Below are 23,902 nucleotides of genomic sequence, written 5' to 3' on the forward strand. Positions count from 1 at the left end.
GTCAGGCAAGGCAAAAACCGGCGGGAAAGCGGAGTTTAGGGACCTAAATGAGCATTTCCCGCCGGTTTTTAACGCAGCATGAACGCATCACAGGCAGTTTTGGGGCAAAAAAAACCCCGGACTTCGTATGGGGAGGGGAAGTTCGGGGTCCAAGTTCCGGACCGCTAGGGCGGGGTCCAGATATCTGCCAACACTTAACACAACATAGGAGCATCGAAGGGCTTCACCAGCCATTCAGTAACTCTGAGTGGGCTTGGACCGATTAAGTTCCGGCGGGTTGCAAAAACTATTGGCAATAGCCGATGAAAGTTTCCGTGCTAATAGCCCTTCGCCAGCTTTTGCCGCGACACCATGCCGCGGCAAAACGACAGTAATTTCTCCTTAGTGGGCCTCGTCCCAGTTGCTGCCCACCCCGACTTCGACCAGCAGCGGCACGTCCAGGGTCGCGGCCTTGCTCATGTAGTCGCGAATCTCGTTGCGCACCTGGTCCACCAGGTCCTCGCGCACTTCCAGCACCAGTTCGTCGTGTACTTGCAGGATGACTTTGGCGTCCAGGCCCGAGCTCTCCAGCCAGTTGTCCACCGCCACCATGGCTTTCTTGATGATGTCGGCCGCGGTGCCCTGCATCGGCGCGTTGATCGCCGTACGCTCGGCGCCGGCGCGCTCCTGCGGCTTGTTGGAGTTGATCTCCGGCAGGTACAAGCGACGCCCGAACAGGGTTTCCACATAGCCCTGGTCTGCGGCCTGGGCGCGGGTGCGGTCCATGTATTCGCGCACACCGGGGTAACGAGCAAAGTAGGTGTCGATATAAGCCTTGGCGGTCTTGGTATCGACGCCGATGTCCTTGCCGAGCTTCTGCGCGCCCATGCCATAGATCAGGCCGAAGTTGATCGCCTTGGCACTACGGCGCTGCTCGGAACTGACGTCCTTGAGCTCGACCTTGAACACTTCGGCCGCCGTGGCGGTGTGCACGTCGAGGTTATTGCGGAAGGCATTCATCAAGCCTTCGTCGCGGGACAGGTGCGCCATGATCCGCAGCTCGATCTGCGAATAGTCCGCCGCCAGCAGCTTGTAGCCGGGCGGCGCGATAAAGGCCTGGCGGATGCGCCGACCTTCGGCGGTACGCACCGGAATGTTCTGCAGGTTCGGATCGCTGGAGGACAAGCGCCCGGTCGACGCCACCGCCTGGTGATAGGAGGTGTGGATGCGCCCGGTACGCGGGTTGATCTGCTCTGGCAGACGATCGGTGTAGGTGCTCTTGAGCTTGCTCATGGAGCGGTACTGCATCAGTACCTTGGGCAGCGGGTAGTCGTCCTCGGCCAGCTTGGCCAGCACCTCTTCGGCGGTGGACGGCTGGCCTTTGGCGGTCTTCTTCAACACCGGCAGGCCGAGCTTCTCGTAGAGAATCCCCCCCAACTGCTTGGGCGAGCCCAGGTTGAATTCTTCGCCGGCGATCTCGAAGGCTTCACGCTCCAGCGCCACCATCTTGTCGCCCAGCTCGATGCTCTGCACGCCCAGCAGGTCGGCATCGACCAGCGCGCCCTGGCGCTCGATCCGCGCCAGCACCGGCACCACCGGCATTTCGATGTCGCTGAGCACGCAGGCCAGGCTCGGGATCGCAGCCAGCTTGGCATGCAACACCTGATGCAGGCGCAGGGTCACGTCGGCGTCCTCGGCGGCATAAGGCCCGGCCTGTTCGAGAGCGATCTGGTCGAACGTCAGCTGCTTGGCGCCCTTGCCGGCGATGTCCTGGAAACTCACGGTGGTGTGGTCCAGGTACTTCTGCGCCAGGCTGTCCATGTCGTGGCGGGTGGCCGTGGAATTGAGCACATAGGATTCGAGCATGGTATCGAAGGCCACGCCGCGCACCGTGATGCCGTTGGCTTGATCGCCGCCAATGGCGCAGTTGGCCAGGATGTTCATGTCGAATTTGGCGTGCTGGCCGACCTTGAGTTTGTCCGGGTCTTCCAGCAGCGGCTTCAGCGCCCGTAGCACGCTATCGCGATCCAACTGCTCCGGCGCGCCGATGTAGGAGTGGGTCAGCGGAACATAAGCCGCTTCGTGGGCCTGCACGGCGAAGGACAACCCCACGAGCTGCGCCTGCTGCGCGTCGATGCCGGTGGTTTCGGTATCGAAGGCGAACAGCTTGGCGTTGCGCAGTTTCTCCAGCCAGACGTCGAAACGCGCCTGGTCGAGGATGGTTTCGTACCGCGCCTCGATCACTTCCGGCGCCACTGCCTCGGCTTCGACGACCGCGAACAGGTCACCCGCCGGCTCGGCTACCTCGGCGGCGCTCAGCTCAAGGCGCTTGGCGTCGCGCTGCAACTCGTCGAGCCAGCTCTTGAACTCCAGCAGGCTGTACAGCTCGGCCAGCTTGTCGCGATCCGGCTCGCCCAGGTGCAGGTCGTCCAGGCCGACGTCCAGCGGCACATCGACCTTGATGGTCGCCAGCTGATAGGAAAGGAAGGCCATTTCCTTGTGCTCTTCGAGCTTGGCCGGCAGGGTCTTGGCGCCGCGGATCGGCAGGCTCGGCACGATATCGAGCTGCGCATACAGCTCGTTCAGGCCGCCGTTCACCCCGACCAGCAGGCCGGACGCCGTCTTGGGACCGATGCCCGGCACGCCGGGAATGTTGTCGGAAGAGTCGCCCATCAGCGCCAGGTAATCGATGATCTGCTCGGGAGCGACGCCGAATTTCTCCTTCACGCCTTCCACGTCCATGCTGCTACCGGACATGGTGTTGACCAGCGTAATGTGCCCATCCACCAGCTGCGCCATGTCCTTGTCGCCGGTGGAGATCACCACTGGTCGGTCGGCGGCGGCGCTGCTGCGGGCCAGGGTGCCGATCACATCGTCCGCCTCGACGCCTTCGACGCACAATAGCGGAAAACCCAGGGCGATCACGCTGGCGTGCAGCGGCTCGATCTGCACCCGCATATCGTCGGGCATGCTCGGGCGGTTGGCCTTGTACTCAGCGTACATGTCGTCGCGGAAGGTTCCGCCCTTGGCGTCGAACACCACCGCGAACGGGCTGTCCGGGTACTGCTTGCGCAGGCTCTTGAGCATGTTCAGCACGCCCTTGACCGCGCCGGTCGGCAGGCCTTTGGAAGTGGTCAGAGGTGGCAGCGCGTGGAAGGCGCGGTACAGGTAGGACGAACCGTCCACCAGGACGAGGGGGGCTTGGCTCATGAGCAGGATCAACCTTTTCGGCGGGTCCGGCGCTAGAATAGCGGGACCGTTGACGACAAAGGGACAAGGTTATCATGCGTACACTAAATCGCTTGCTGCTGGCCGGCCTGATTGCAATCGTACCGATGGCCGTGATTGCGGCGGAGGATGCGCCGTCGGCGGATCCGGAAGTGACCATTCGCACGGAAGGCGACAAGACCATCCAGGAGTACCGGCAAAACGGTTTCCTGTACGCCATCAAGGTCACACCGAAGGGCGGCAAACCCTACTTTCTGGTGCGCGCCGACGGTTCCGATGGCAACTTCATCCGTTCGGACCAGCCGGATATGCTGATTCCGTCATGGAAAATTTTCGAGTGGTAAACCGCTCCTAACTTCACTCGGCGCTGGCTCGACAGCAGCGCCCTCGTACTGGCAGCTTTGAACCATGTCTGTGTTTACCCCCCTGGCTCGGCCCGAGCTGGAAACCTTTCTCGCCCCTTACGGGCTCGGCCGCCTGCTTGACTTCCAGGGGATTGCCGCTGGTAGCGAAAACACCAATTTCTTCATCAGCCTGGAACAGGGCGAGTTCGTCCTGACCCTGGTCGAACGCGGCCCGGTCCAGGAAATGCCGTTCTTCATCGAACTGCTGGACGTGCTCCACGACGCCGACCTGCCAGTGCCTTACGCACTGCGCACCACCGACGGCGTAGCCCTGCGCGAACTGGCCGGCAAACCGGCGCTGCTGCAACCGCGCCTGGCCGGCAAGCACATCAAGGACGCCAACGCCCAGCATTGCGCCCAGGTCGGTGAGCTGCTCGGCCATCTGCACCTGGCCACCCGGGACAACATGATCAAGCGCAAGACCGATCGCGGGCTGGACTGGATGCAGGAAGAGGGCGCGCAGATGCTCTCCCATCTCGACGCCCAGGCGCGGGACCTGCTGCAACGGGCGCTGGACGAAATCGCCGAGCAGAAGACAAAAATCCTCGCGCTGCCGCGGGCCAACATCCACGCTGACCTGTTCCGCGACAACGCGATGTTCGAAGGCACGCACCTGACCGGGTTGATCGACTTCTACAACGCCTGTTCCGGACCGATGCTGTACGACGTGGCCATCGCCCTGAACGACTGGTGTTCCGACGCCGACGGCCTGCTCGACGGCCCGCGTGCCCGGGCGCTGCTGGGCGCCTATGCGGCGCTGCGTCCGTTTACCGCGGCCGAAGCCGAGCTGTGGCCGACCATGCTGCGGGTGGCCTGCGTGCGCTTCTGGCTGTCGCGCCTGATCGCCGCCGAGTCGTTCGCCGGGCAGGATGTGCTGATTCACGATCCGATGGAATTCCAACTGCGCCTGGCCCAGCGTCAGCAGGTCAGCGCACCGTTGCCGTTCGCCCTTTAACAGCATCGCGAGCAAGCTCGCTCCTACAGGTTCAATGCTGCTCTGTAGGAGCGAGGCTTGCCCGCGATAGCGTCAGCGACAGTTACAACGACTCCAGGCAGCCCGCCAGATCGTTGCCCAGCTTTTCCAGGACTTGCTCATAACCCTGCGCGCTAGCCGGGGTGTAGCCACCCAACGCATCGAGTTCGGCCAACTTCACCGGCAACCCGGCCACCAGGGTTTCGGCCAGGCGCGGACGCAGCGGCGGCTCGCTGAACACACAGGTCTTGCCGACTTCCTGCAAGCGCTTGCGCATCGCCGCCACGTGCTGCGCCCCCGGCTGCACCTCGGCCGCCACGCTGAACACGCCCGCGTGCTTGAGGCCATAGGCGTCCTCAAAGTAATCGAAGGCTTCGTGGAAGACGAAGTACGGCTTGCCGGCGATAGGTGCCAGGCGGGTTTTCAGGCGCGCGTCCAGAGCATCCAGGCGTTTGTCGAAGGCCTGGGCGTTGCTCTGGTAACGCGCGGCATTGGCCGGGTCCGCCGCAGCGAGGTCGGCCGCCATGCGGTCGGCGATGACCCGGGCGTTGACCGGCGACAACCACAGGTGGGCATCGAGGCTGCCTGGGCGGTGATCGTGGTCGTGCTCGTCAGCTTCTTCGGCGTGGGAGTGGTTATCTTCGGCGAAACGGCGAAGTTTCAAACCCGGCAAGTCCTGCACCGCCACCGACGACTGCGTGCGTCCCTTGAGGACCCGCGGCAGGAAGCTTTCCATGTCCGGGCCGATCCAGTACAGCAGCTCCACCGACTGCACCTTGCGCACGTCGGACGGGCGCAGCGCATAGTTGTGCGGCGAAGCACCGGGCGGCAGCAATACCTCGGGCACGGCAACGCCATCCTGTACGGCGGCGGCGATCAATTGCAGGGGCTTGATGCTGGTCAGGACCCGGACTTCGGCCTGGGCCGAGCCGATCACGAACAAACTGGTGGTAAAAGCGACAAAAAGGGTAAAAAGTCGGGACACGATGACCACTCGAAGAGGCGAGAACGGGTAACATAATAACGTCTCTCACAATGATCGTCGCCGCCCATGCCTAAAACTCCCCTCGCCAGTCGCCCCCACGACCACTCTCACTGCGTGCACAGCGCGCTGTCCGAGGCCGATGTCTTGTGCGCACGCCAAGGCCTGCGCCTGACCGCCCTGCGTCGGCGGGTACTGGAGCTGGTCTGGCAAAGCCACAAGCCGCTGGGTGCCTACGACATCCTCGCCGTGCTCAGCGAGCAGGACGGCCGCCGCGCCGCGCCGCCAACCGTGTACCGCGCCCTGGATTTCCTCCTGGAAAACGGTCTGGTGCACCGCATCGCCTCGCTCAACGCCTTCGTCGGCTGCAACCACCCGGAGCACGCGCACCAGGGCCAGTTCCTGATCTGCCGCGCGTGCCACGCCGCCATCGAGCTTGAACAGAAATCCATCAGCGATGCGATCATCAGCAGCGCGCACGACGTCGGTTTTGTCGTCGAAGGCCAGACCGTCGAAGTGATCGGCCTCTGCGCGGGCTGCCAGGGGGCTTGATGAGCACAGCCTTGATCCGCCTCGATCAAGTCGCGGTGACCTTTGCCGGGCAGGCCGTGCTGGACAATATCCAGCTCAGCGTCGAGCCGGGGCAGATCGTCACCCTGATCGGGCCCAACGGCGCCGGCAAGACCACCCTGGTACGCGCCGTGCTCGGCCTGCTCAAGCCCGACAGCGGCAGCGTCTGGCGCAAGCCGAAACTGCGGGTCGGCTACATGCCGCAGAAACTGCACGTCGACCCCACCTTGCCGCTGTCGGTGCTGCGCTTTTTGCGCCTGGTGCCAGGCGTGGACCGCGCGGCCGCACTCGCCGCGCTGAAGGAAGTCGGCGCCGAACAGGTGATCGACAGCCCGGTGCAAAGCATTTCCGGGGGCGAGATGCAGCGCGTGCTGCTGGCCCGTGCCCTGCTGCGCGAACCGGAACTGCTGGTGCTCGACGAGCCGGTGCAAGGCGTGGACGTGGCCGGCCAGGCCGAGCTGTACAGCCTGATCACGCGCCTGCGCGACCGCCATGGCTGCGGCGTGCTGATGGTTTCCCACGACCTGCACCTGGTCATGAGTACCACCGACCAGGTGGTCTGCCTCAACCGCCACGTCTGCTGCTCCGGCCACCCGGAACAGGTCAGCGGCGACCCGGCGTTCGTCGAGTTGTTCGGCCAGAACGCGCCCAGCCTGGCGATCTACCACCACCATCACGACCACGCCCACGACCTGCACGGCTCGGTAGTCACCGGGGCCGCGGCCGGTCACGTTCATGTTCACGGAGATAGCTGCAAGCATGGCTGATTTTCTGCTCTACGCCCTGCTCGCAGGCCTGGCCCTGGCGCTGGTGGCTGGTCCCCTGGGCTCCTTCGTGGTCTGGCGGCGCATGGCCTACTTTGGCGACACCCTGTCCCATGCCGCGCTGCTCGGCGTGGCCCTGGGTTTTCTGTTGGATGTCAGCCCGGCGGTGGCGGTGACCGTCGGCTGCCTGCTGCTGGCGGTGCTGCTGGTCACCCTGCAACAGCGCCAGCCGCTGGCTTCCGACACGCTGCTGGGGATTCTCGCCCCGAGCACGCTCTCCCTCGGCCTGGTGGTACTAAGCTTCATGCATGACGTGCGGATCGACCTGATGGCCTATCTGTTCGGCGACCTGCTGGCGATCAGCCCCGGCGACCTGGCGTGGATTCTCGGCGGCAGCGCCGCGGTCCTGCTGCTGTTGGTGGCCTTGTGGCGACCGCTGCTGGCGATCACCGTGCACGAAGAGCTGGCCAAGGTCGAAGGTTTGCCGGTGGCTTCGCTGCGCCTGGCGTTGATGCTGCTGATCGCGGTGGTGATCGCGGTCGCGATGAAAATCGTCGGGGTGTTGCTGATCACTTCGCTGCTGATCATTCCCGCCGCCGCGGCCCAGCGTCACGCCCGCTCCCCGGAGCAGATGGCCCTGGGCGCGAGCCTGCTGGGCATGCTCGCGGTCTGCGGCGGGCTGGCGTTGTCGTGGTTCAAGGACACCCCGGCGGGTCCGTCGATTGTGGTCACGGCCGCCGCCTTGTTTCTGCTGAGTTTTGTTCTGCCCCGTCGAGGGGTGTAGACTTGCTCGCTTTTTGCGCAATTAGAGAGTCGCAGGAATGAAGCCGTTCGCCTCCCGTTATCTGCTCCTTGTCGCATTTTCCCTGCTGCTGGGCGCCTGCCAGAGCACGCCGCCAGCCGAAGTCCCGGACGCCCGGGCCACGGCCATCGCGCAGCTGCAACAAAATATCGCCAGCAGCGAACTGGCCACCGCCGAAGACCAGCTGAGCGCCTTGCAGGCCCAGTCGCCCAACGACCCGCAGTTGGAGCCTTACCAGCGCCAGCTGGCCGAAGCCTATCTGCAGCGCAGCCAGATCGTGCTGCAAAAGGGCGACGTCAATGCCGCCGCCACCGCCCTGAGCCGTGCCCGTGCGTTGATGCCCAAGGCACCGGCCCTGACCGGCGGCGTCAACGGCGCCATCACCCAGGCCCGCAAAGCCGAGTTGGAAAAAGCCGAAGCGGCGCTCAAGGCCGCCGAAGCCCGGCCGCCGGCCAAGCTGATCGACCCGGCCGCCGAAAGCACCACCGTTGCGCTGAACCTCACCGATATCAAGCAACTGCGCCGGCAACTCGACGCGATCGCCGCCGATGTGGTGAATTATCAGTGCGCCGTGAGCATCCAGGCCCCGCGCACCGAGGACTTCCCTTGGCTGAAGACCCTGCTGAGCAAGCGGGTGAAGAAGCTCGACGGCGAGTTCGACCTGCAGATCGAACGGCAGATCCTGCGCCACATCCCGGCCCAGATGGTGTTGAGCCCGCGCAAGATCCAATGACGCTGATCGCGAGCAAGCTCGCTCCTGCACGACCCCGTCGTCCTGTGGGAACGAGCTTGCTCGCGATATCCATCCCCCTCCTCGTTTCCAGCCCGTCCTTGTGTATGACCTTTGATCGCGTTATTGCCAAATCGAAGGATGAATACAAAATAAATGCTAAGAACCTCTATACGGACAGGCTAAAATGCGCGCCCGGCTAACCGCTGATCCTTTTCCAACGCGCCCCACAAGGTTCGCTACGTGATCGAGTTTCAAAACGTCCATAAAACTTACCGGGTCGCCGGTAAGGATATTCCCGCGCTGCATCCGACCAGTCTTACGGTCGAAAATGGCCAGGTCTTCGGCCTGATCGGCCATTCCGGCGCGGGTAAAAGCACCCTGCTGCGCCTGATCAACCGCCTGGAAAACCCCAGCGGCGGAAAGATCATCGTCGACAACGAAGAAGTCACCGCCCTGGACGCCAACGGCCTGCGCCGCTTCCGCCAGCAGGTCGGGATGATCTTCCAGCACTTCAACCTGCTGGCCTCCAAGACCGTGGCCGACAACGTCGCGCTGCCGCTGACCCTGGCCGGCGAACTGTCGCGCGGCGAGATCGACCGGCGCGTCGCCGAGCTGCTGGCGCGGGTCGGCCTGTCCGATCACGCGAAAAAGTACCCGGCCCAGCTGTCCGGCGGGCAGAAACAGCGCGTCGGCATCGCCCGCGCCCTGGCGACCCAGCCGAAGATCCTGCTGTGCGACGAGGCCACCAGCGCCCTGGACCCGCAAACCACCGCGTCGGTCCTGCAACTGCTGGCCGAGATCAACCGCGAGCTGAAACTGACCATCGTGCTGATCACCCATGAAATGGACGTGATCCGTCGCGTCTGCGACCAGGTGGCGGTGATGGACGCGGGGACTATCGTCGAACAGGGTTCGGTGGCCGAGGTGTTCCTGCATCCCAAGCACCCGACCACCAAGCGTTTCGTCCAGGAGGACGAGCAGGTCGACGAAAGCGAACAGCGCGACGACTTCGCCCACGTACCGGGCCGCATCGTGCGCCTGACCTTCCAGGGCGACGCCACCTACGCGCCGCTGCTGGGCACCGTGGCCCGCGAAACCGGGGTGGACTACAGCATCCTCGCCGGCCGTATCGACCGCATCAAAGACGTCCCTTACGGGCAACTGACCCTGGCCATCACCGGCGGCGACATGGAGGCGGCGTTCGCCCACTTCAGCGCGGCGGATGTCCACATGGAGGTGCTGCGCTAATGGAACTGCTGACAAGTTTCTTCGCCAATATCGACTGGTACGAAATCTGGCTGGCCACCGGCGACACCCTGCTGATGCTCGGCGGCTCGCTGCTGTTCACCGTGCTGCTGGGCCTGCCCCTGGGTGTGCTGCTGTTCCTCTGCAGCCCGCGCCAGTTGCTGGAGCAGAAGGGCCTCTACGCCCTGCTGTCGCTGCTGGTGAATATCCTGCGCTCGCTGCCGTTCATCATCCTGCTGATCGTGATGATTCCGTTCACCGTGCTGATCACCGGCACCTCGCTGGGCGTCGCCGGGGCGATCCCGCCGCTGGTGGTCGGCGCCACGCCGTTCTTCGCCCGCCTGGTGGAAACCGCCCTGCGCGAAGTGGACCGCGGCATCATCGAGGCCACCCAGTCCATGGGCGCGAGCACCCGGCAGATCATCACCAATGCCTTGCTGCCGGAAGCCCGTCCGGGCATTTTCGCGGCCATTACCGTGACGGCGATTACCCTTGTTTCCTACACCGCCATGGCGGGCGTAGTGGGCGCGGGCGGTCTCGGCGACCTGGCGATCCGCTTCGGCTACCAGCGTTTCCAGACCGATGTGATGGTGGTGACCGTGGTGCTGTTGCTGGTGCTGGTTCAAGTTCTGCAAACCGTCGGCGACAAGCTGGTGGTGCACTTTTCCCGAAAATAAGTCGGCCCTGGCCGGCGGGCGTCCGGCACCGGGCGCCTCACAAGGAGCTAGCTGGATGAAAAAACTACTCGTCGCTTTCGCCGCCGTTGCCGCGTTTTCCGCGCACGCCGCTGACACCCTGACCGTGGCCGCCACTCCGGTGCCTCACGCCGAGATCCTCGAATTCGTGAAGCCGGCGCTGGCCAAGGAAGGCGTGGACCTGAAGGTCAAGGTCTTCACCGACTACATCCAGCCGAACGTGCAAGTCGCCGAAAAGCGCCTGGACGCCAACTTCTTCCAGCACCAGCCGTACCTGGATGAGTTCAACAAGGCCAAGGGCACTCACCTGGTGAGCGTCGCCGGCGTGCACCTGGAGCCGCTGGGCGCCTACTCCAACAAGTTCAAGAAGCTCGAAGAACTGCCGGGCGGCGCCACCGTGGTGATCCCCAACGACGCCACCAACGGCGGCCGTGCCTTGCTCCTGCTGGCCAAGGCCGGGGTGATCAAGCTCAAGGACGCCAACAACATCCTGTCCACGGTCAAGGACATCACCGAGAACGCCAAGGACCTGAAATTCCGCGAACTGGAAGCCGCGACCATCCCGCGCGTGCTGACCCAGGTCGACCTGGCGCTGATCAACACCAACTACGCCCTGGAGGCCAAGCTGGACCCGGCCAAGGACGCCCTGGTGATCGAAGGCAAGGACTCGCCTTACGTGAACATCCTGGTGGCCCGTCCTGACGACAAGGACTCGGACGCCATGAAGAAACTGGTGGCCGCCCTGCACAGCCAGGAAGTGAAGCAATTCATTCTCGAGAAGTACCAGGGCGCGGTAGTGCCGGCGTTCTGATCGATCGCACCCATACAAACGGGGCGCCTCAGGGCGCCCCGTTTCGTTTCAGTTTCCACCCGCCCTATAGCCGCTGCCGCAAGCGATAAACCTGCCAACGCGGTGCGTAGGGCAGAACGCGGTCGCCTGGTTTACGGTCGCTTCGCGCCCGATCGCAGCCTGCGGCAGCGGCTACAGGAATCTGATCCATCACCTGTAGGAGCGAGCTTGCTCGCAATAGCCGCAAAGCGGTGATTCATCTCGCTATACGGCGTCATCGTCGACGATCTTTTCGCGAGCAAGCTCGCTCCTACAAAGAGGTCGTTATTTACGCTGCAGCATCACCGGCAGCTGGGCCACCAGCTTCTGGTTGTTCAGCGGGGCGCGGATGAAGCCGCGCTGGGTGCCGTCCGGGCCGATCACCGCGAGGTTGCCGCTGTGGTCGACGGTGTAGTTGGGCTTGCTGGTATCGGCCGGGATGAACGGGATGCTCACCGCGTTGGCGAGTTTCTGCACGTCTTGCACCGAGGTCGCGGTCAGGCCCTTGAAGTCCTTGTCGAAGTAGCCCAGGTACTGTTTCAGCTGCTGCGGCGTGTCGCGGTTGGGGTCGACGCTGACCAGCACCACCTGCAACTGGTCCACCGCCTCCTTGGGCAGTTCGCTCTTGATCTGGCGCAGCTGGGCGAGGGTGGTCGGGCAGATGTCCGGGCAGAAGGTGTAGCCGAAGAACAGCAGGCTCCACTTGCCCTTGAGTTCGTCGAGCACCACCGGCTGGCCTTCCTGGTCGGTCATTTTCACGTCCGGCAGGTTACGGCTTTGCGGCAGCAGGATGATCCCGGCGTCAATCAGCGCGGTGGGGTCGCCCTGGTTCTTGCCGCTCAGCACTTTGTTGACGGTAAGCCCCAGCACCAGGGCCACCAGCGCCACGAGAATAAAGACGGTTTTCTGAGTTCGAGTCATAGGTTCAACAATAGGTAATGGTCTACGAGCAGGGCGATAAACAGCAGGAACAAGTAATAAATAGAGTACTTGAAGGTGTCGATCGCCGCATGCGGCCGACTGCCACGGTACAGCACCCAGGCCCATTGCAGAAAGCGCGCGCCCAGGCCCAGGGCACAGATCAGGTAGAGCAGGCCGCTCATGTGGATCGCATAGGGCAGCAGGCTGACCGCCAGCAGGGCGAAGGTGTAGAGCAGGATATGCACCTTGGTGTAGTGCTCGCCGTGGGTCACCGGCAGCATCGGGATATCGGCCTTGGCGTATTCCTCCTTGCGGTGGATGGCCAGGGCCCAGAAATGCGGCGGGGTCCAGGCGAAGATGATCAGTACCAGCAGCAGCGGTTCGGCGGTCACATGCCCGGTCACCGCGACCCAGCCCAACAGCGGCGGCGCGGCGCCGGCCAGGCCGCCGATGACAATGTTCTGCGGCGTCGCGCGCTTGAGGAAACCGGTGTAGATCACCGCATAACCGAGCAGCGACGCCAGGGTCAGCCAGGCGGTCGCCGGGTTGGTGAAGGCCAACAGCAAGGCCTGCCCGGCGATGGCCAGCAGCAGGGCGAACGCCAGCGCCGCCAGCGGCGAGACCCGGCCTTCGGCCAGCGGGCGCTTGTGGGTGCGCGCCATGACCGCGTCGATCCGCCGGTCCACCACATGGTTCACCGCCGCGGCCGCGCCCGCGCACAGGGCGATGCCCAGGTTGCCGAACACCAGCACCGTCCACGGCACCCCGGCGCGGGTAGCGAGGAACATGCCCACCAGCGAGGTGATGAGCATCAGCACCACCACCTTGGGTTTGGTCAGCTCCAGGTAGTCACGCCAGATCGCCTGGGCGTGACGTTCGCCGATCAGAGTCGCCATGGCATTTCTCCTTTAATGGTGATGGGCCCGGCCGCATGCCTGCGCGGGCTCAGGCGCCAGCCCAGCGGCAGGTGCGAACGAGCACGGACCAGGCTGGTGCGGGCGTGATAGTTGACCAGCACCATGGTCAGCAGCAGCGCCGCGCCGCCGGCGTTGTGCGCCACGGCCACCGGCAGCGGCAGATGGAACAGCACATTGCTGATGCCCAGGCCGACTTGCGCCGCCAGCGCCACCAGCACCAGCCCGGCGAGGCGGGTCATGCCCACGTGTTTCAGTTGCCAGGCCAGGCCGAGCAGCACCAGGGTCACCAGCAGCGCGCCGATGCGATGGGTCAGGTGGATGGCGGTGCGCGCATCGCTGTCGAGCTGCCCGCCCAGGTAGTTGGGGCCGATGTGCTGGGTCAGGTGGAAGCCGTTGGCGAAATCCGCCGCCGGCCACCATTGGCCGTGGCAAGTCGGCAGGTCGATGCAGGCCACCGCCGCGTAGTTGGAACTGACCCAGCCGCCGAGGGCGATCTGCCCGATCACCAGCACCAGCGCCGCCGTGGCCCAGTATTGCAGGCGCCGCGGTACCACCAGCGCCGGCAGGACTCCGGACAGCCGCAGCGTCAGCAAGAACAGCAGGCTCAAGGTGGCGAAGCCGCCCAGCAGGTGCGCGGTGACCACCTGCGGCCACAGCTTGAGGGTCACCGTCCACATGCCGAACAAGGCCTGGGCGAACACCACCGACAACAGGAACAGCGGCAGCTTCAGCGGCTGCCCCGGGTGGTGCCGATGGCTCCAGGAACGGGCCGCCAACAGCACGATCAACAGGCCCAGGGTGCCGGCGAAATAGCGGTGGATCATCTCGTTCCAGCCCTTGTGGGCTTCCACCGGGGTGTCGGGAAAATGCAGTTCGGCATGGGCCAGTTGGGCTTCGCTTTTCGGCACGCTGATAAAGCCGTAGCAACCCGGCCAGTCCGGGCAGCCGAGGCCGGCGTGGGTCAGCCGGGTGTAGGCGCCGAGCAGCACCACGATCAGCGCCAGCAAGGTGGCGAACAGGGCGAGGCGAAATCCGGGTTTGGCCATGACGGTGCCCCTATCCGATGTTCGACAGTTTCAGCAGGTGGCGCAGGTCGTTGAGCAAGTCCTTGCCCTTGACCCGAGCGTCGTAGCGCAGCACCAGGTTGCCGTGCGGGTCGACGATCCACAGCTGCGGCGCGCCCTGGTCGTTGGCGCCCTTGGCGAAGGCCGCCGGGTCCAGCGGGTAGCGTTGCAACTGCGGGTACTCGCGTTGCAACCGAGCGGCGTATTCGTCGCTCAGCGGCTGGGCGGCGGCCAGGGCATGGCTGGCCCGCGAGGCGTCGCGGCCCAGGGCGATCTGGATCTGCCGCGCCAGGTACACCAGCTGCTGGCAATCCACGGCGCAATCGCGAGGCGCGGTGACCAGGATCTGCCAGCGCGTCTCGTCGGCCTGTACGCCGATGTCGGCGCGGCCCTGGCCGTTGCCGATCATCTCGCCGTGGTAGCTGCGGCTGTCCGGCACCCAGAACTGCAACTTGTACATGCCGGTGGCGAGGATCATCGGGCCGATCACCACCGCGACGATCAGCAGCAGCTGCCAGCGCCCACGGCGCCGATCAGCGGGCGCCGGAGCCTCAGAAATGTTGGGTGGATTCATGGCCGCTCCCATGGTTTTTCTCCCTTGCGTTATGCCATCCGAGATAGAGGTACAAAGCGCACAGGGCCAGCGCCATGGCGAACCACTGCACGGCATAGCCCAGGTGTTTTTCCGGCCCCATGGCCACCACCGGCCATTCGGTCATGTAGGCACCCGGGCCGCGCTCCTGGCGCAGCTCGTAGGCAAAGCCGGCGCGCCCCAGCTCGCTCCACAGCTTGATCGGGGCGACCGCGGTCACCAGCCGCGGCCACTGGGCGTTCGCCGGGTCGGCATGCAACTGGAAGGCCGCGCCGGGGGCGACGTAGACCCAGGCGTCGAGGTCCAGCGCCTGTTCCGGAGTGCTGAACGCCGGCGGCGTGCGCCGGTCCGGCCAGGGCAGCCAGCCGCGATTGAGCAGCAGCCACTGGCCGCTGGCCTGGTCGAGAAAGGGTTGCAGCAGCTCGACCCCAACCTTGCCGTCGTGCAGGCGGTTGTCCAGCAGCAGGCTATGGGCCGCATCGAGTTGGCCGTGCAGCCGCACCCGGCGAAACGCCGGGTCGGCGGCGGCCTGCAATTGCTCCACGCTCAGCGGCTCGGCAGCCCGGCGTTCGGCGTAGCTGGCCAGCAGCTCGCGCTTCTGCTCGCCGCGGCCCAGCTGCCAGAAACCCAGCGCCACCAGCACCGGCAGCAGCGTCAGCACCACCAGGGTCGGCAGCACGCCCGGGCGAAATCCGTTCATGGCAACGCCAGAAAGTGGCGAGATCGACTGGCTATACTCAAGCGCATCGCGTTTCCCCCGGAGCCCACCATGCTTAAAGCGGCCATCGTCCTGATGTTGATCGCCACGCTCGTCAGCCTGTTCAGCGGCCTGTTCTTTCTGGTCAAGGACGACAGCAGCTCCCGGCGCCTGCTCACCTCGCTGACCATCCGTGTGTGCCTGGCCGCGATCACCGTCGGCCTGATCGCCTGGGGCTTCTTCAGCGGCCAGCTGGTGTCGCACGCCCCCTGGTAACCCCCGCGCTCAGAGCACGTAGACGAAGACGAACAAACCGATCCACACCACATCGACGAAGTGCCAGTACCAGCTGGCCGCCTCGAAACCGAACTGGTGCTCGGCATCGAAGTGCCCCTTCATGATCCGCATCAGCATCACGAACAGGATCAGCGTGCCGATGGTCACGTGGGCGCCGTGGAAGCCGGTGAGCATGAAGAAGGTGGCGCCGTAGATGCCCGAGCCCAGGGTCAGCCCCAGCTCGTGGTAGGCGTGCAGGTATTCCTCGGCCTGGAAACCGAGAAAGGCGCAGCCCAGCAGCACGGTCAGCGCCAGCCAGATTTTCAGCGCGCCGCGATGGCCTTTCTTCAGGGCGTGGTGGGCGATGGTCACAGTGACGCTGGAACTCACCAGCAGCACGGTGTTGAGCAGCGGCAGGCCCCAGGGGCTGATGACTTCCTTGGGCGGCGGAAACAGCTTGGAGTCGGGGTTGTTGAGCAACGGCCAGACGAACTCGAAGTTCGGCCAGAGCATGTGCGCGATGCCCTTGCTGCCTTCTCCGCCCAGCGCCGGGCCGGAGATGTGGCGCACGTAGAACAGCGCGCCGAAGAAGGCGATGAAGAACATCACTTCGGAAAAGATGAACCAGCTCATGCCCCAGCGGAACGAGCGATCCAACTGGGCGCTGTACAACCCGGCGCGGCTTTCCTTGATCACCGCGCCGAACCAGCCGAACAGCATGTACGCCAGCAGCAGGCCGCCGACGAAGAAAATCAGCGGGCCATGGGATTCCGGACGCGCGGCCTTGAGATCGTTGAACCAGGTGGCCAGGCCGAACACGGTAACGAACATGCCCAGCGTGGCGATGATCGGCCACTTGCTCTGGGCGGGAACGTAATAATGCTCATGAGTTGCCATTTATTGTTCTCCTTATCGGGCACTGTCTTAACCGCCGGTATTGGTGCTCACGGCCACCGGTGGATGACGCGCGGTGATATCGAACAGCGTGTAAGCCAGCGTCAGGTGCTTCACATCCTTGGGCATGTCGCGGTCAACGATGAAACGTACCGGCATCTCGATCTGCTGACCGGGCTGCAGCACTTGCTGGGTGAAGCAGAAACATTCGGTCTTGTGGAAATACACCGCGGCGCTGCTCGGCGAAATGCTCGGGATCGCCTGGGCGCTCATCGGATGGTCGCTGGGGTTGCGGGCGATGAAGATCATCTCGTTCACCGCGCCTGGATGAACCACGATGTCGTCGGACTTGGGGTAGAAATCCCAGACCATGTCGATCGCGTTGGTCGACAGGAACTGCACGCGCACCTGGCGCGAGGCGTCGACCTGCTGCTCGCCGGAATACTGCCCGCCGGTCTTGCCGTTGATGCCCAGCGCCTTGCACATCACGTCGTAGATCGGCACCAGGGCAAAGCCGAAGACGAACATCGCCACCACCACCAGCAGCAGCCGGGTGACCAGTTTCTTCAACGAGACCTCAGCCATGACTCCATCTCCCTGTAGGAGCGAGCTTGCTCGCGAAAAAATCGCCGACGAAAATCCGCGCTGGCTGACGGATCGCCGCTGCGCGGCTATCGCGAGCAAGCTCGCGCCTACAGCCGCGGAGAAGGGTCAGGCTGTTCATTTGACTTCCGGCGGCGTGGTGAAGGTGTGGTATGGCGCCGGCGACGGCACGCTCCACTCCAGGCCTTCGGCGCCGTCCCATGGCTTGGCCGGAGCAGGCGGGCCGCCGCGGATGCACTTGATGACGATGAACAGGAAGAAGATCTGCGTCGCACCGAAGGTGAACGCGCCGATGGACGACACCATGTTGAAATCGGCGAACTGCAGGTTGTAGTCCGGAATCCGCCGCGGCATGCCCGCCAGGCCGACGAAGTGCATCGGGAAGAACGCCATGTTCATGCCGATGAAGGACAGCCAGAAATGCAGCTTGCCCAGGGTTTCGTCGTACATGTGCCCGGTCCACTTCGGCAGCCAGTAATAGGCCGAGGCGAAGATGCCGAAGATCGCGCCCGGCACCAGCACATAGTGGAAGTGCGCGACCACGAAATAGGTGTCCTGGTACTGGAAGTCCGCTGGCGCGATCGCCAGCATCAGCCCAGAGAAACCGCCGATGGTGAACAGGATCACGAAGGCCACGGCGAACAGCATCGGCGTCTCGAAGGTCAGCGAGCCCTGCCACATGGTGCTGACCCAGTTGAAGACTTTCACTCCGGTCGGCACCGCGATAAGCATCGTCGCGTACATGAAGAACAGCTCGCCCACCAGCGGAATGCCGACCACGAACATGTGGTGCGCCCAGACGATGAACGACAGGAAGGCGATGCTCGCCGTGGCGTAGACCATCGAGGTGTAGCCGAACAGCGGTTTGCGCGAGAAGGCCGGGATGATCGAGCTGACGGCGCCGAAGGCCGGCAGGATCATGATGTACACCTCGGGGTGGCCGAAGAACCAGAACACATGCTGGAACAGGACCGGGTCGCCGCCGCCCGCGGCATTGAAGAAGCTGGTGCCGAAATGGATGTCCATCAGCATCATGGTCACGCAGCCGGCCAGCACCGGCATCACCGCGATCAGCAGGAAGGCGGTGATCAGCCAGGTCCAGACGAACAGCGGCATTTTCATCAGGGTCATGCCGGGGGCGCGCAGGTTGAGGATGGTGGCGATCACGTTGATCGCGCCCATGATCGAGCTGATGCCCATCAGGTGGATGGCGAAGATAAAGAAGGTCACGCTTTCCGGGGCGTAGGTGGTCGACAGCGGGGCGTAGAAAGTCCAGCCGAAGTTGGGCCCGCCGCCGGGCATGAACAGGGTCGAGACCAGCATCAGGAACGCCGCCGGCAGCAGCCAGAAACTGAAGTTGTTCATCCGCGGCAGGGCCATGTCCGGCGCGCCGATCATCAGCGGCACCATCCAGTTGGCCAACCCGACGAAGGCCGGCATCACCGCACCGAAAACCATCACCAGGCCGTGCATGGTGGTCATCTGGTTGAAGAACGCCGGCTCGACGATCTGCAGCCCGGGCTGGAACAGCTCGGCGCGGATCACCATGGCGAACGAGCCGCCGAGCAGGAACATGCAGAAGGCGAACCACAGGTAGAGGGTGCCGATGTCCTTGTGGTTGGTGGTCAGCACCCAGCGCATCAGGCCCTTGGCCGGGCCATGGGCATGGTCGTCATGGCCGGCGTGGCCGTGGTCGTCGATCACAGCGCTCATGACCTGTCTCCTGTGAACGGGTGGGCTGGACGATCGAGGGCGATACGCCCCGAGCGGTTGCGGGAACACGCAATAGACCGGGTCATTTGCTTTCCGCCTGTTTCAGAGCCAGGACATCCTTGGGCGTCACCATGTCGCCTTTGTTGTTGCCCCAGGCGTTGCGTTCGTAGGTGATCACCGCGGCCAGGTCGACTTCCGACAGCTGCTTGCCGAAGGCCGCCATGGCGGTGCCGGGCTTGCCGTGGAACACCAGATTCAGGTGACCTTCCTTGGGACCGGTGGCGATCTTCGAGCCCTTGAGCGCCGGGAACATCGGCGGCAGGCCCTGGCCTTCGGCCTGGTGACAGGCCACGCAGGTGGTGTGGTAGACCTTGTCGCCACGGGCCACCAGCTCTTCGAGGGTCCATTCCTTGCTGGTCAGTTCCTTGAGCTTGAGCGCCTCGGCCTTGCGTTCGCCCAGCCAGGTGTCGTAGTCGGCCTGGGTCTTCACGTCGACCACGATCGGCATGAAACCGTGGTCCTTGCCGCACAGCTCGGCGCACTGGCCGCGATACAGGCCGGGCTTGTCGACCCGGGTCCAGGCTTCGTTGACGAAACCGGGGATCGCATCGCGCTTGACCGCGAAGGCTGGCACCCACCAGGAATGGATAACGTCGGCGGAGGTCACCAGAAAGCGCACCTTGGCGCCGATCGGCAGCACTAATGGCTGATCGACTTCCAGCAGGTAATGCTCGCCCTTGGCGCTCTTGTTATGAATCTGCTCGGCGGGAGTGGCCAGGTTGCTGAAGAACTCGACGTCCTGGCCCAGGTATTTGTAATGCCATTTCCACTGGTAGCCGGTGACCTGGATGTCCACGTCCGGCTCGCTGGCATCGTACATCTTGATCAGGGTCGCAGTGGCGGGCACGGCCATGGCCACCAGGATCAGCAGCGGCACCACTGTCCAGAGGATCTCTACCGTCGTGCTTTCGTGGAATCTGGCGGCGATCTGGCCGGTGGAGCGGCGGTGCACGATCATCGACCAGAACATGGCGCCGAAGACGATGACGCCGATCACTACACAGATCCAGAAGATGGTCATGTGCAGGTCGAATACCGCGTGACTGATTTCAGTCGCTCCAGGCGCCATATTCACGGTCCAGGCAGCCTGCGCCTGGCTGAATACCGACCACAACAGGAGGCCCATCCAGACTTGTGGATGTCGCATCATTGCGGGTTCCCCTTATCGTTCTTGTTATCCCGTAGGCTTAACGCCTGCGGCCAAGGGAGCGGCTGCCTAGACTACGAACTTAAACCGCCGAGCCCTCGCTGCACATGCAGTTGGGCGTCATCAGCTAACTTCATACAGACCCGAGTATAGACAGCGACTTCGACCTCGCAACGCGGGGTCGTAAATCTGCTGAAACAGTTTGTCGCTGCCTTATAGGCCGCGTCTGGAAAGGGATTGGGGAGCAATGGTGGCCAAGCGATATAACTTCGGCGTCTAACTGTGACGTGATTATGAAAAATGCGTCTTAAGCGTTTTCGTGAGCAGGCTAACTTATGTCTTCCCTATTTAATTGCCCTTGTTTCCTGGAGTATTCATGAACACCGCCGCATTGCGCGAGCAGATCCAACGAGCCCACCAACATGAGTCCGGCACCGGCCATCTGCGCCGCCAGCTGGAAACCCAATTGCCGCACCTGCACCCCGCCATCCAGCTCCCCGAAGTGGACGCCCAGGGGGTGATGACCCGTTTTGTCGCCGCTTATATCGAGCAGGTCCCGGACATGCTGGACGCCGCCAACCAGGTGGCGCGCGAGGCCGGCATCGAGTCGCAGATCAAGCCGGTGCTGAAGATCGCCGAACAGTTCTTCCTCCAGCCGCCCGCCATCATGGCCGGCCACGAAGGCCTGGACGGCCTGCTGGACGAGGCCTACCTGGCCCATCGCCTGGTGGAAGAGGTCAACGACCTGTACATCACGCACTTCGGCCAGCCGCTGATCCCGCTGGATACCACGGTCGCCAACCTGATCGCCCACCAGTTGATCGGCGAAACCTTCGCCAACCAGCTGGACGAAGCGGTGCACCACGCCGTCGACACCCTGCTCGACGAAGAAAGCTTCGCCCTGGAGTCGGTCGAGGCCTACCGCGAAAAGCTCAACAGCCCCGACACCGACGCCGCGTGGAAGCGCTGGCCGTGCCTGTCGCGCCAGCTCGGCGTGGAGCTGGAGCTCGACCAACCGGCGGCCTGAAGCCGACGGGCAGCGGCCCTGTAGCCGCTGCCGCAGGCTGCGATCGCGGCCGAAGGACGCGCAATATCTCAAGATCGCTGGAGGCCCTGCGGGCCTTGCGCAGCCTGCGGCAGCGGCTACAGGGTGACCTCTACGCCCGACTCCAGCCTTTCACATCCATCTTCGAGGCCGGGCTGACGCCCACGTTGGTGTGCAAGCGCCCTTCCAACCGGCGCTTCAAGCCGCGCGACTCGATCACCAGCTTCGACCCCTTGGCGGCGTTGGCCCGCCCCCATTCCTCGAGCAACTCCAGGCAGGCATGGTCGATGTAGCCCAAGTGGTTGAGCGGCACGTGTACCGTGGTGCCCGGCGGAATGCCGCCGAGCGCCTGGGTCAGGGCCGGCACCTTGAGGAAGGTTGCGGCACCCACCAGGCGCAGTTCCATTTCGCCTGCGGCCGGCAGGTCGGTCAGGCTGACTTTCAGCCGCGAAGCGCCCCACGCCAACTTCACCAGGGTCAGGCCAAAACCGATCAACACCCCGGTCAACAGGTCAGTGAAGACTATCGCCAACGCGGTCACGCCATAGGTCAGCATCGGCATCGGCCCGTAACGGCCCAGCTTGCGGAACGACTTGAGGTCCACCAGCTTGAAACCGGTGTACACCAGCACGCCCGCCAGGCTGGCCACCGGAATGCTCTGCAACACGCTGGACAGCAACAGCACGAACGCCAGCAGCCACAGGCCGTGGAAAATCGCCGACAACCGGGTGGTCGCGCCCGCCTGGACGTTGGCCGAGCTGCGCACGATCACCCCGGTCATCGGCAAGGCGCCGAGCAAGCCGCAGAGCATATTGCCGATACCTTGCGCCGACAGCTCGCGGTCGAAATCCGAGCGCACGCCGCTGTGCATGCGGTCCACCGCCGCCGCAGACAGCAGGGTTTCGGCGCTGGCAATAAAGGCCACGGCAAAGGCCGCGATCAGCAGCGTCGGGTCCGCCAGGTTGAGCAAGTCGGCCGGACGCAGCCAGTCAATGGCCTCGGCGAGGTTGTCCGGCACCTCGACCCGCTTGACCTGCAGCGCCAGGGCCAGGCTGGCAAAGGTCGCCAGGCCCACCCCTAGCAGCGCGCCAGGGATGAAGCGCAGTGAATGCGGACGCAGTTTGTCCCAGAGGAACATCACCGCCATGGTCGACAGGCCGAGCAACCCGGCCTGCCAACCCAGACCGCCGCCCAGGCTCGGCAGGGCCTGCACCACCGCCGCCGGGAAAGCCGCGAGGTTATCCAGGCCGGATGCCTGGGGCTGGGCGTCGAGCATCACATGCACCTGGGAGAGCACGATCAACACCCCGATCCCGGCGAGCATGCCGTAGACCACAGCCGGTGCCGTGACCCGGAACCAGCAACCCAGGCGCAAGCGCCCGGCCACCAGCTGGAGCAACCCCGCCAGCAACAGGATCGGCCCGAGCATGGCGATGCCGTGCTGGCGTACCAGCTCGAACACCAGCACCGCCAGGCCCGCGGCCGGGCCGCTGACCTGCAAGGGCGAGCCGGCCAGCCAGCCCACCACCAGGCCACCGATGATCCCGGTGATCAGGCCCTTGGCCGGCGGCAGGCCGGACGCGATGGCGATTCCCATGCACAAGGGCAGGGCCACCAGGAACACCACCACGGACGCCAATAGCTCCCGCGGCAAAACAGCTTTCAGTTGTGCAGCACGCATGACGATTCTCCCGAAGCTTTCTTCAGGGCGTGGCAAAGCCTGGCCGCGCTGACGGCAGCCATGGCAGAACCACACAGGGATTTAAGAGGGTTTAGAAACGCGCTTTAGGCGTCGCCACCGGGATCGGATGGCTGCCGTCCAGCGGCAGGAAACACCCTTGGTCCGCGTCGTAGGCCTTGATCGAACTGGTTTCGATGTCATAGACCCAGCCATGGATGAACAACTGCCCGTTGGCCATGCGCGAGGCCACCGAAGGGTGGGTGCGCAGATGCTGCAACTGGGCGATGACGTTCTCTTCGGTCAGCACATGCATGCTGGCGTTCTCGTCGGCGCAGTCGCAGTTCTCGTCGACCATGGTCTTGGCTACTTCGGCGTGACGCAGCCAGGCCTTGACCGTCGGCATCTTTTCCAGGCTCTGCGGGTTGAGCACCGCCCGCATGGCGCCACAGTCGGAGTGGCCGCAGACGATGATGTGATGCACCCCCAGGGCCATGACCGCGTATTCGATGGCCGTGGACACGCCGCCGTTCATCTGTCCGTAGGGCGGTACGACGTTACCGACGTTGCGGGTCACGAACAGGTCGCCGGGGGAGCTCTGGGTAATCAGTTCGGGGACGATGCGCGAATCCGCGCAGGCAATGAACATCGCCCGTGGCCGCTGGGCGGTGGCGAGTTTCTTGAACAGTTCTTCCTGTTGCGGGAAGACCTCGTGATGAAAATGCAAAAAGCCGTCGACGATGATCTGCAGCGCTGCATCGGCGCTTTCCGCGACCTCTGTGGTCGCTGAAACCGACGCAGCCAACGGCTGTTTATCCTTGTCACTCATGATTCATCCTCTTTGACGGATTAGGCGCTGTCGAAAAGTGGCTGCGCGTTGGGCGCCTTCGGCGCTATGCAGGCCATACCGACTTTTCGCTCAGACCTTTCGGTGAATTTTCCAGTTTTATCCGGCACGACGCCAGCGCTTGATTAAAAAACAACCAGCCCGCTGACAGCGACCCACAGGTCGCTCGATGAACACGGTAGCCTTGCAAACTTAACTCAAACTGAACCGAGCGCTCTAAAACGCCACTATTGGCGATGCCAAA

General features: G+C 64.0%; 24 protein-coding genes. 11 read left to right on the top strand and 13 right to left on the bottom strand.

The window, feature by feature from the left end; genetic code table 11:
• Window positions 1–381: 381 nt before the first annotated feature.
• A complete protein-coding gene (polA, locus tag BTN82_RS27515; RefSeq protein ID WP_075122171.1) occupies window positions 382–3,189 on the bottom strand; it encodes a DNA polymerase I in 2,808 nt (935 codons plus the stop codon).
• Between the two features lie 74 nt (window positions 3,190–3,263).
• On the opposite strand from polA, the gene BTN82_RS27520 reads away from it, so the two are divergent.
• Window positions 3,264–3,551, top strand: coding sequence for a DUF2782 domain-containing protein (locus tag BTN82_RS27520; protein ID WP_075122172.1), 288 nt, complete (start codon window positions 3,264–3,266; stop codon window positions 3,549–3,551).
• Between the two features lie 64 nt (window positions 3,552–3,615).
• On the top strand, window positions 3,616–4,566 hold the full coding sequence (locus BTN82_RS27525) for a homoserine kinase (protein WP_075122173.1): 951 nt from the start codon (window positions 3,616–3,618) through the stop codon (window positions 4,564–4,566).
• An 82-nt stretch (window positions 4,567–4,648) separates the two neighbouring features.
• Here the strand turns inward: BTN82_RS27525 and znuA are convergent, their stop codons facing one another.
• Window positions 4,649–5,578 carry a zinc ABC transporter substrate-binding protein ZnuA gene (znuA, locus tag BTN82_RS27530; RefSeq protein WP_075122174.1) on the bottom strand — a complete coding sequence of 310 codons (930 nt, stop codon included), beginning with the start codon at window positions 5,576–5,578 and terminating at the stop codon, window positions 4,649–4,651.
• A gap of 57 nt (window positions 5,579–5,635) precedes the next feature.
• Here znuA and zur point away from each other — a divergent pair, with 57 nt between their 5' ends.
• The 7 genes from zur (at window position 5,636) to BTN82_RS27565 (ending at window position 11,186) form a co-directional block, all read left to right on the top strand.
• Entirely contained in the window at window positions 5,636–6,118 is a 483-nt protein-coding gene (gene zur, locus BTN82_RS27535) for a zinc uptake transcriptional repressor Zur (protein WP_075122175.1), read from the top strand.
• A complete protein-coding gene (gene znuC / locus BTN82_RS27540; protein WP_075122176.1) occupies window positions 6,118–6,903 on the top strand; it encodes a zinc ABC transporter ATP-binding protein ZnuC in 786 nt (261 codons plus the stop codon). Before zur ends, znuC begins: the two co-directional genes overlap by 1 nt.
• Window positions 6,896–7,684, top strand: coding sequence for a zinc ABC transporter permease subunit ZnuB (gene znuB, locus BTN82_RS27545; RefSeq protein WP_075122177.1), 789 nt, complete (start codon window positions 6,896–6,898; stop codon window positions 7,682–7,684). The genes znuC and znuB overlap by 8 nt, the downstream gene beginning before the upstream one ends.
• 37 nt (window positions 7,685–7,721) lie before the next feature.
• The gene (locus BTN82_RS27550) at window positions 7,722–8,435 is read left to right on the top strand and encodes a PA5502 family lipoprotein (protein WP_075122178.1); all 714 of its coding nucleotides are present in this window, start codon (window positions 7,722–7,724) and stop codon (window positions 8,433–8,435) included.
• Between the two features lie 240 nt (window positions 8,436–8,675).
• A complete protein-coding gene (locus BTN82_RS27555) occupies window positions 8,676–9,683 on the top strand; it encodes a methionine ABC transporter ATP-binding protein (protein ID WP_075122179.1) in 1,008 nt (335 codons plus the stop codon).
• Entirely contained in the window at window positions 9,683–10,357 is a 675-nt protein-coding gene (locus BTN82_RS27560; protein ID WP_044460444.1) for a methionine ABC transporter permease, read from the top strand. Before BTN82_RS27555 ends, BTN82_RS27560 begins: the two co-directional genes overlap by 1 nt.
• Before the next feature lie 55 nt (window positions 10,358–10,412).
• Entirely contained in the window at window positions 10,413–11,186 is a 774-nt protein-coding gene (locus tag BTN82_RS27565) for a MetQ/NlpA family ABC transporter substrate-binding protein (RefSeq protein ID WP_075122180.1), read from the top strand.
• Between the two features lie 303 nt (window positions 11,187–11,489).
• On the opposite strand, the gene BTN82_RS27570 is transcribed toward BTN82_RS27565, so the two are convergent.
• From BTN82_RS27570 to BTN82_RS27590, 5 genes are read right to left on the bottom strand one after another with little or no spacing between them, the layout of a single operon-like run.
• Entirely contained in the window at window positions 11,490–12,125 is a 636-nt protein-coding gene (locus BTN82_RS27570) for an SCO family protein (protein WP_075122181.1), read from the bottom strand.
• Window positions 12,122–13,021 (bottom strand): heme o synthase, encoded by a 900-nt coding sequence (gene cyoE / locus BTN82_RS27575; RefSeq protein ID WP_075122182.1) that lies wholly within the window; start codon window positions 13,019–13,021, stop codon window positions 12,122–12,124. The genes BTN82_RS27570 and cyoE overlap by 4 nt, the downstream gene beginning before the upstream one ends.
• Window positions 13,009–14,088 (bottom strand): COX15/CtaA family protein, encoded by a 1,080-nt coding sequence (locus tag BTN82_RS27580; RefSeq protein WP_075122183.1) that lies wholly within the window; start codon window positions 14,086–14,088, stop codon window positions 13,009–13,011. Before BTN82_RS27580 ends, cyoE begins: the two co-directional genes overlap by 13 nt.
• Window positions 14,089–14,098: 10 nt before the next feature.
• On the bottom strand, window positions 14,099–14,692 hold the full coding sequence (locus BTN82_RS27585; protein WP_075122184.1) for a hypothetical protein: 594 nt from the start codon (window positions 14,690–14,692) through the stop codon (window positions 14,099–14,101).
• Window positions 14,658–15,398, bottom strand: coding sequence for an SURF1 family protein (locus BTN82_RS27590; RefSeq protein WP_075122185.1), 741 nt, complete (start codon window positions 15,396–15,398; stop codon window positions 14,658–14,660). Before BTN82_RS27590 ends, BTN82_RS27585 begins: the two co-directional genes overlap by 35 nt.
• A gap of 69 nt (window positions 15,399–15,467) precedes the next feature.
• Here BTN82_RS27590 and BTN82_RS27595 point away from each other — a divergent pair, with 69 nt between their 5' ends.
• Entirely contained in the window at window positions 15,468–15,671 is a 204-nt protein-coding gene (locus BTN82_RS27595; RefSeq protein ID WP_075122186.1) for a twin transmembrane helix small protein, read from the top strand.
• Window positions 15,672–15,680: 9 nt separating this feature from the next.
• On the opposite strand, the gene BTN82_RS27600 is transcribed toward BTN82_RS27595, so the two are convergent.
• The 4 genes from BTN82_RS27600 to coxB form a co-directional block, all read right to left on the bottom strand.
• Window positions 15,681–16,568 carry a cytochrome c oxidase subunit 3 gene (locus BTN82_RS27600; RefSeq protein ID WP_075122187.1) on the bottom strand — a complete coding sequence of 296 codons (888 nt, stop codon included), beginning with the start codon at window positions 16,566–16,568 and terminating at the stop codon, window positions 15,681–15,683.
• Between the two features lie 27 nt (window positions 16,569–16,595).
• Window positions 16,596–17,150: a cytochrome c oxidase assembly protein gene (locus BTN82_RS27605; protein WP_075122188.1), complete on the bottom strand. Its 555-nt coding sequence runs from the start codon at window positions 17,148–17,150 to the stop codon at window positions 16,596–16,598.
• 135 nt (window positions 17,151–17,285) lie between these two features.
• Window positions 17,286–18,881 carry a cytochrome c oxidase subunit I gene (ctaD, locus tag BTN82_RS27610; RefSeq protein WP_075122189.1) on the bottom strand — a complete coding sequence of 532 codons (1,596 nt, stop codon included), beginning with the start codon at window positions 18,879–18,881 and terminating at the stop codon, window positions 17,286–17,288.
• Window positions 18,882–18,963: 82 nt separating this feature from the next.
• Window positions 18,964–20,091 carry a cytochrome c oxidase subunit II gene (gene coxB / locus BTN82_RS27615; RefSeq protein WP_075122190.1) on the bottom strand — a complete coding sequence of 376 codons (1,128 nt, stop codon included), beginning with the start codon at window positions 20,089–20,091 and terminating at the stop codon, window positions 18,964–18,966.
• A 373-nt stretch (window positions 20,092–20,464) separates the two neighbouring features.
• Between coxB and BTN82_RS27620 the strand changes: the two genes are divergently transcribed.
• A complete protein-coding gene (locus BTN82_RS27620; RefSeq protein ID WP_075122191.1) occupies window positions 20,465–21,115 on the top strand; it encodes a hypothetical protein in 651 nt (216 codons plus the stop codon).
• A 130-nt stretch (window positions 21,116–21,245) separates the two neighbouring features.
• Here the strand turns inward: BTN82_RS27620 and BTN82_RS27625 are convergent, their stop codons facing one another.
• Together BTN82_RS27625 and BTN82_RS27630 are read right to left on the bottom strand one after the other, a co-directional pair.
• Window positions 21,246–22,814, bottom strand: coding sequence for a SulP family inorganic anion transporter (locus tag BTN82_RS27625; RefSeq protein WP_075122192.1), 1,569 nt, complete (start codon window positions 22,812–22,814; stop codon window positions 21,246–21,248).
• A 91-nt stretch (window positions 22,815–22,905) separates the two neighbouring features.
• Window positions 22,906–23,640 (bottom strand): carbonic anhydrase, encoded by a 735-nt coding sequence (locus BTN82_RS27630; RefSeq protein WP_075122193.1) that lies wholly within the window; start codon window positions 23,638–23,640, stop codon window positions 22,906–22,908.
• Window positions 23,641–23,902 lie beyond the last annotated feature (262 nt).

Origin of the sequence: Pseudomonas chlororaphis (assembly GCF_001921865.1) — a bacterium.
Taxonomy (GTDB): Bacteria; Pseudomonadota; Gammaproteobacteria; order Pseudomonadales; family Pseudomonadaceae; genus Aquipseudomonas; species Aquipseudomonas chlororaphis_D.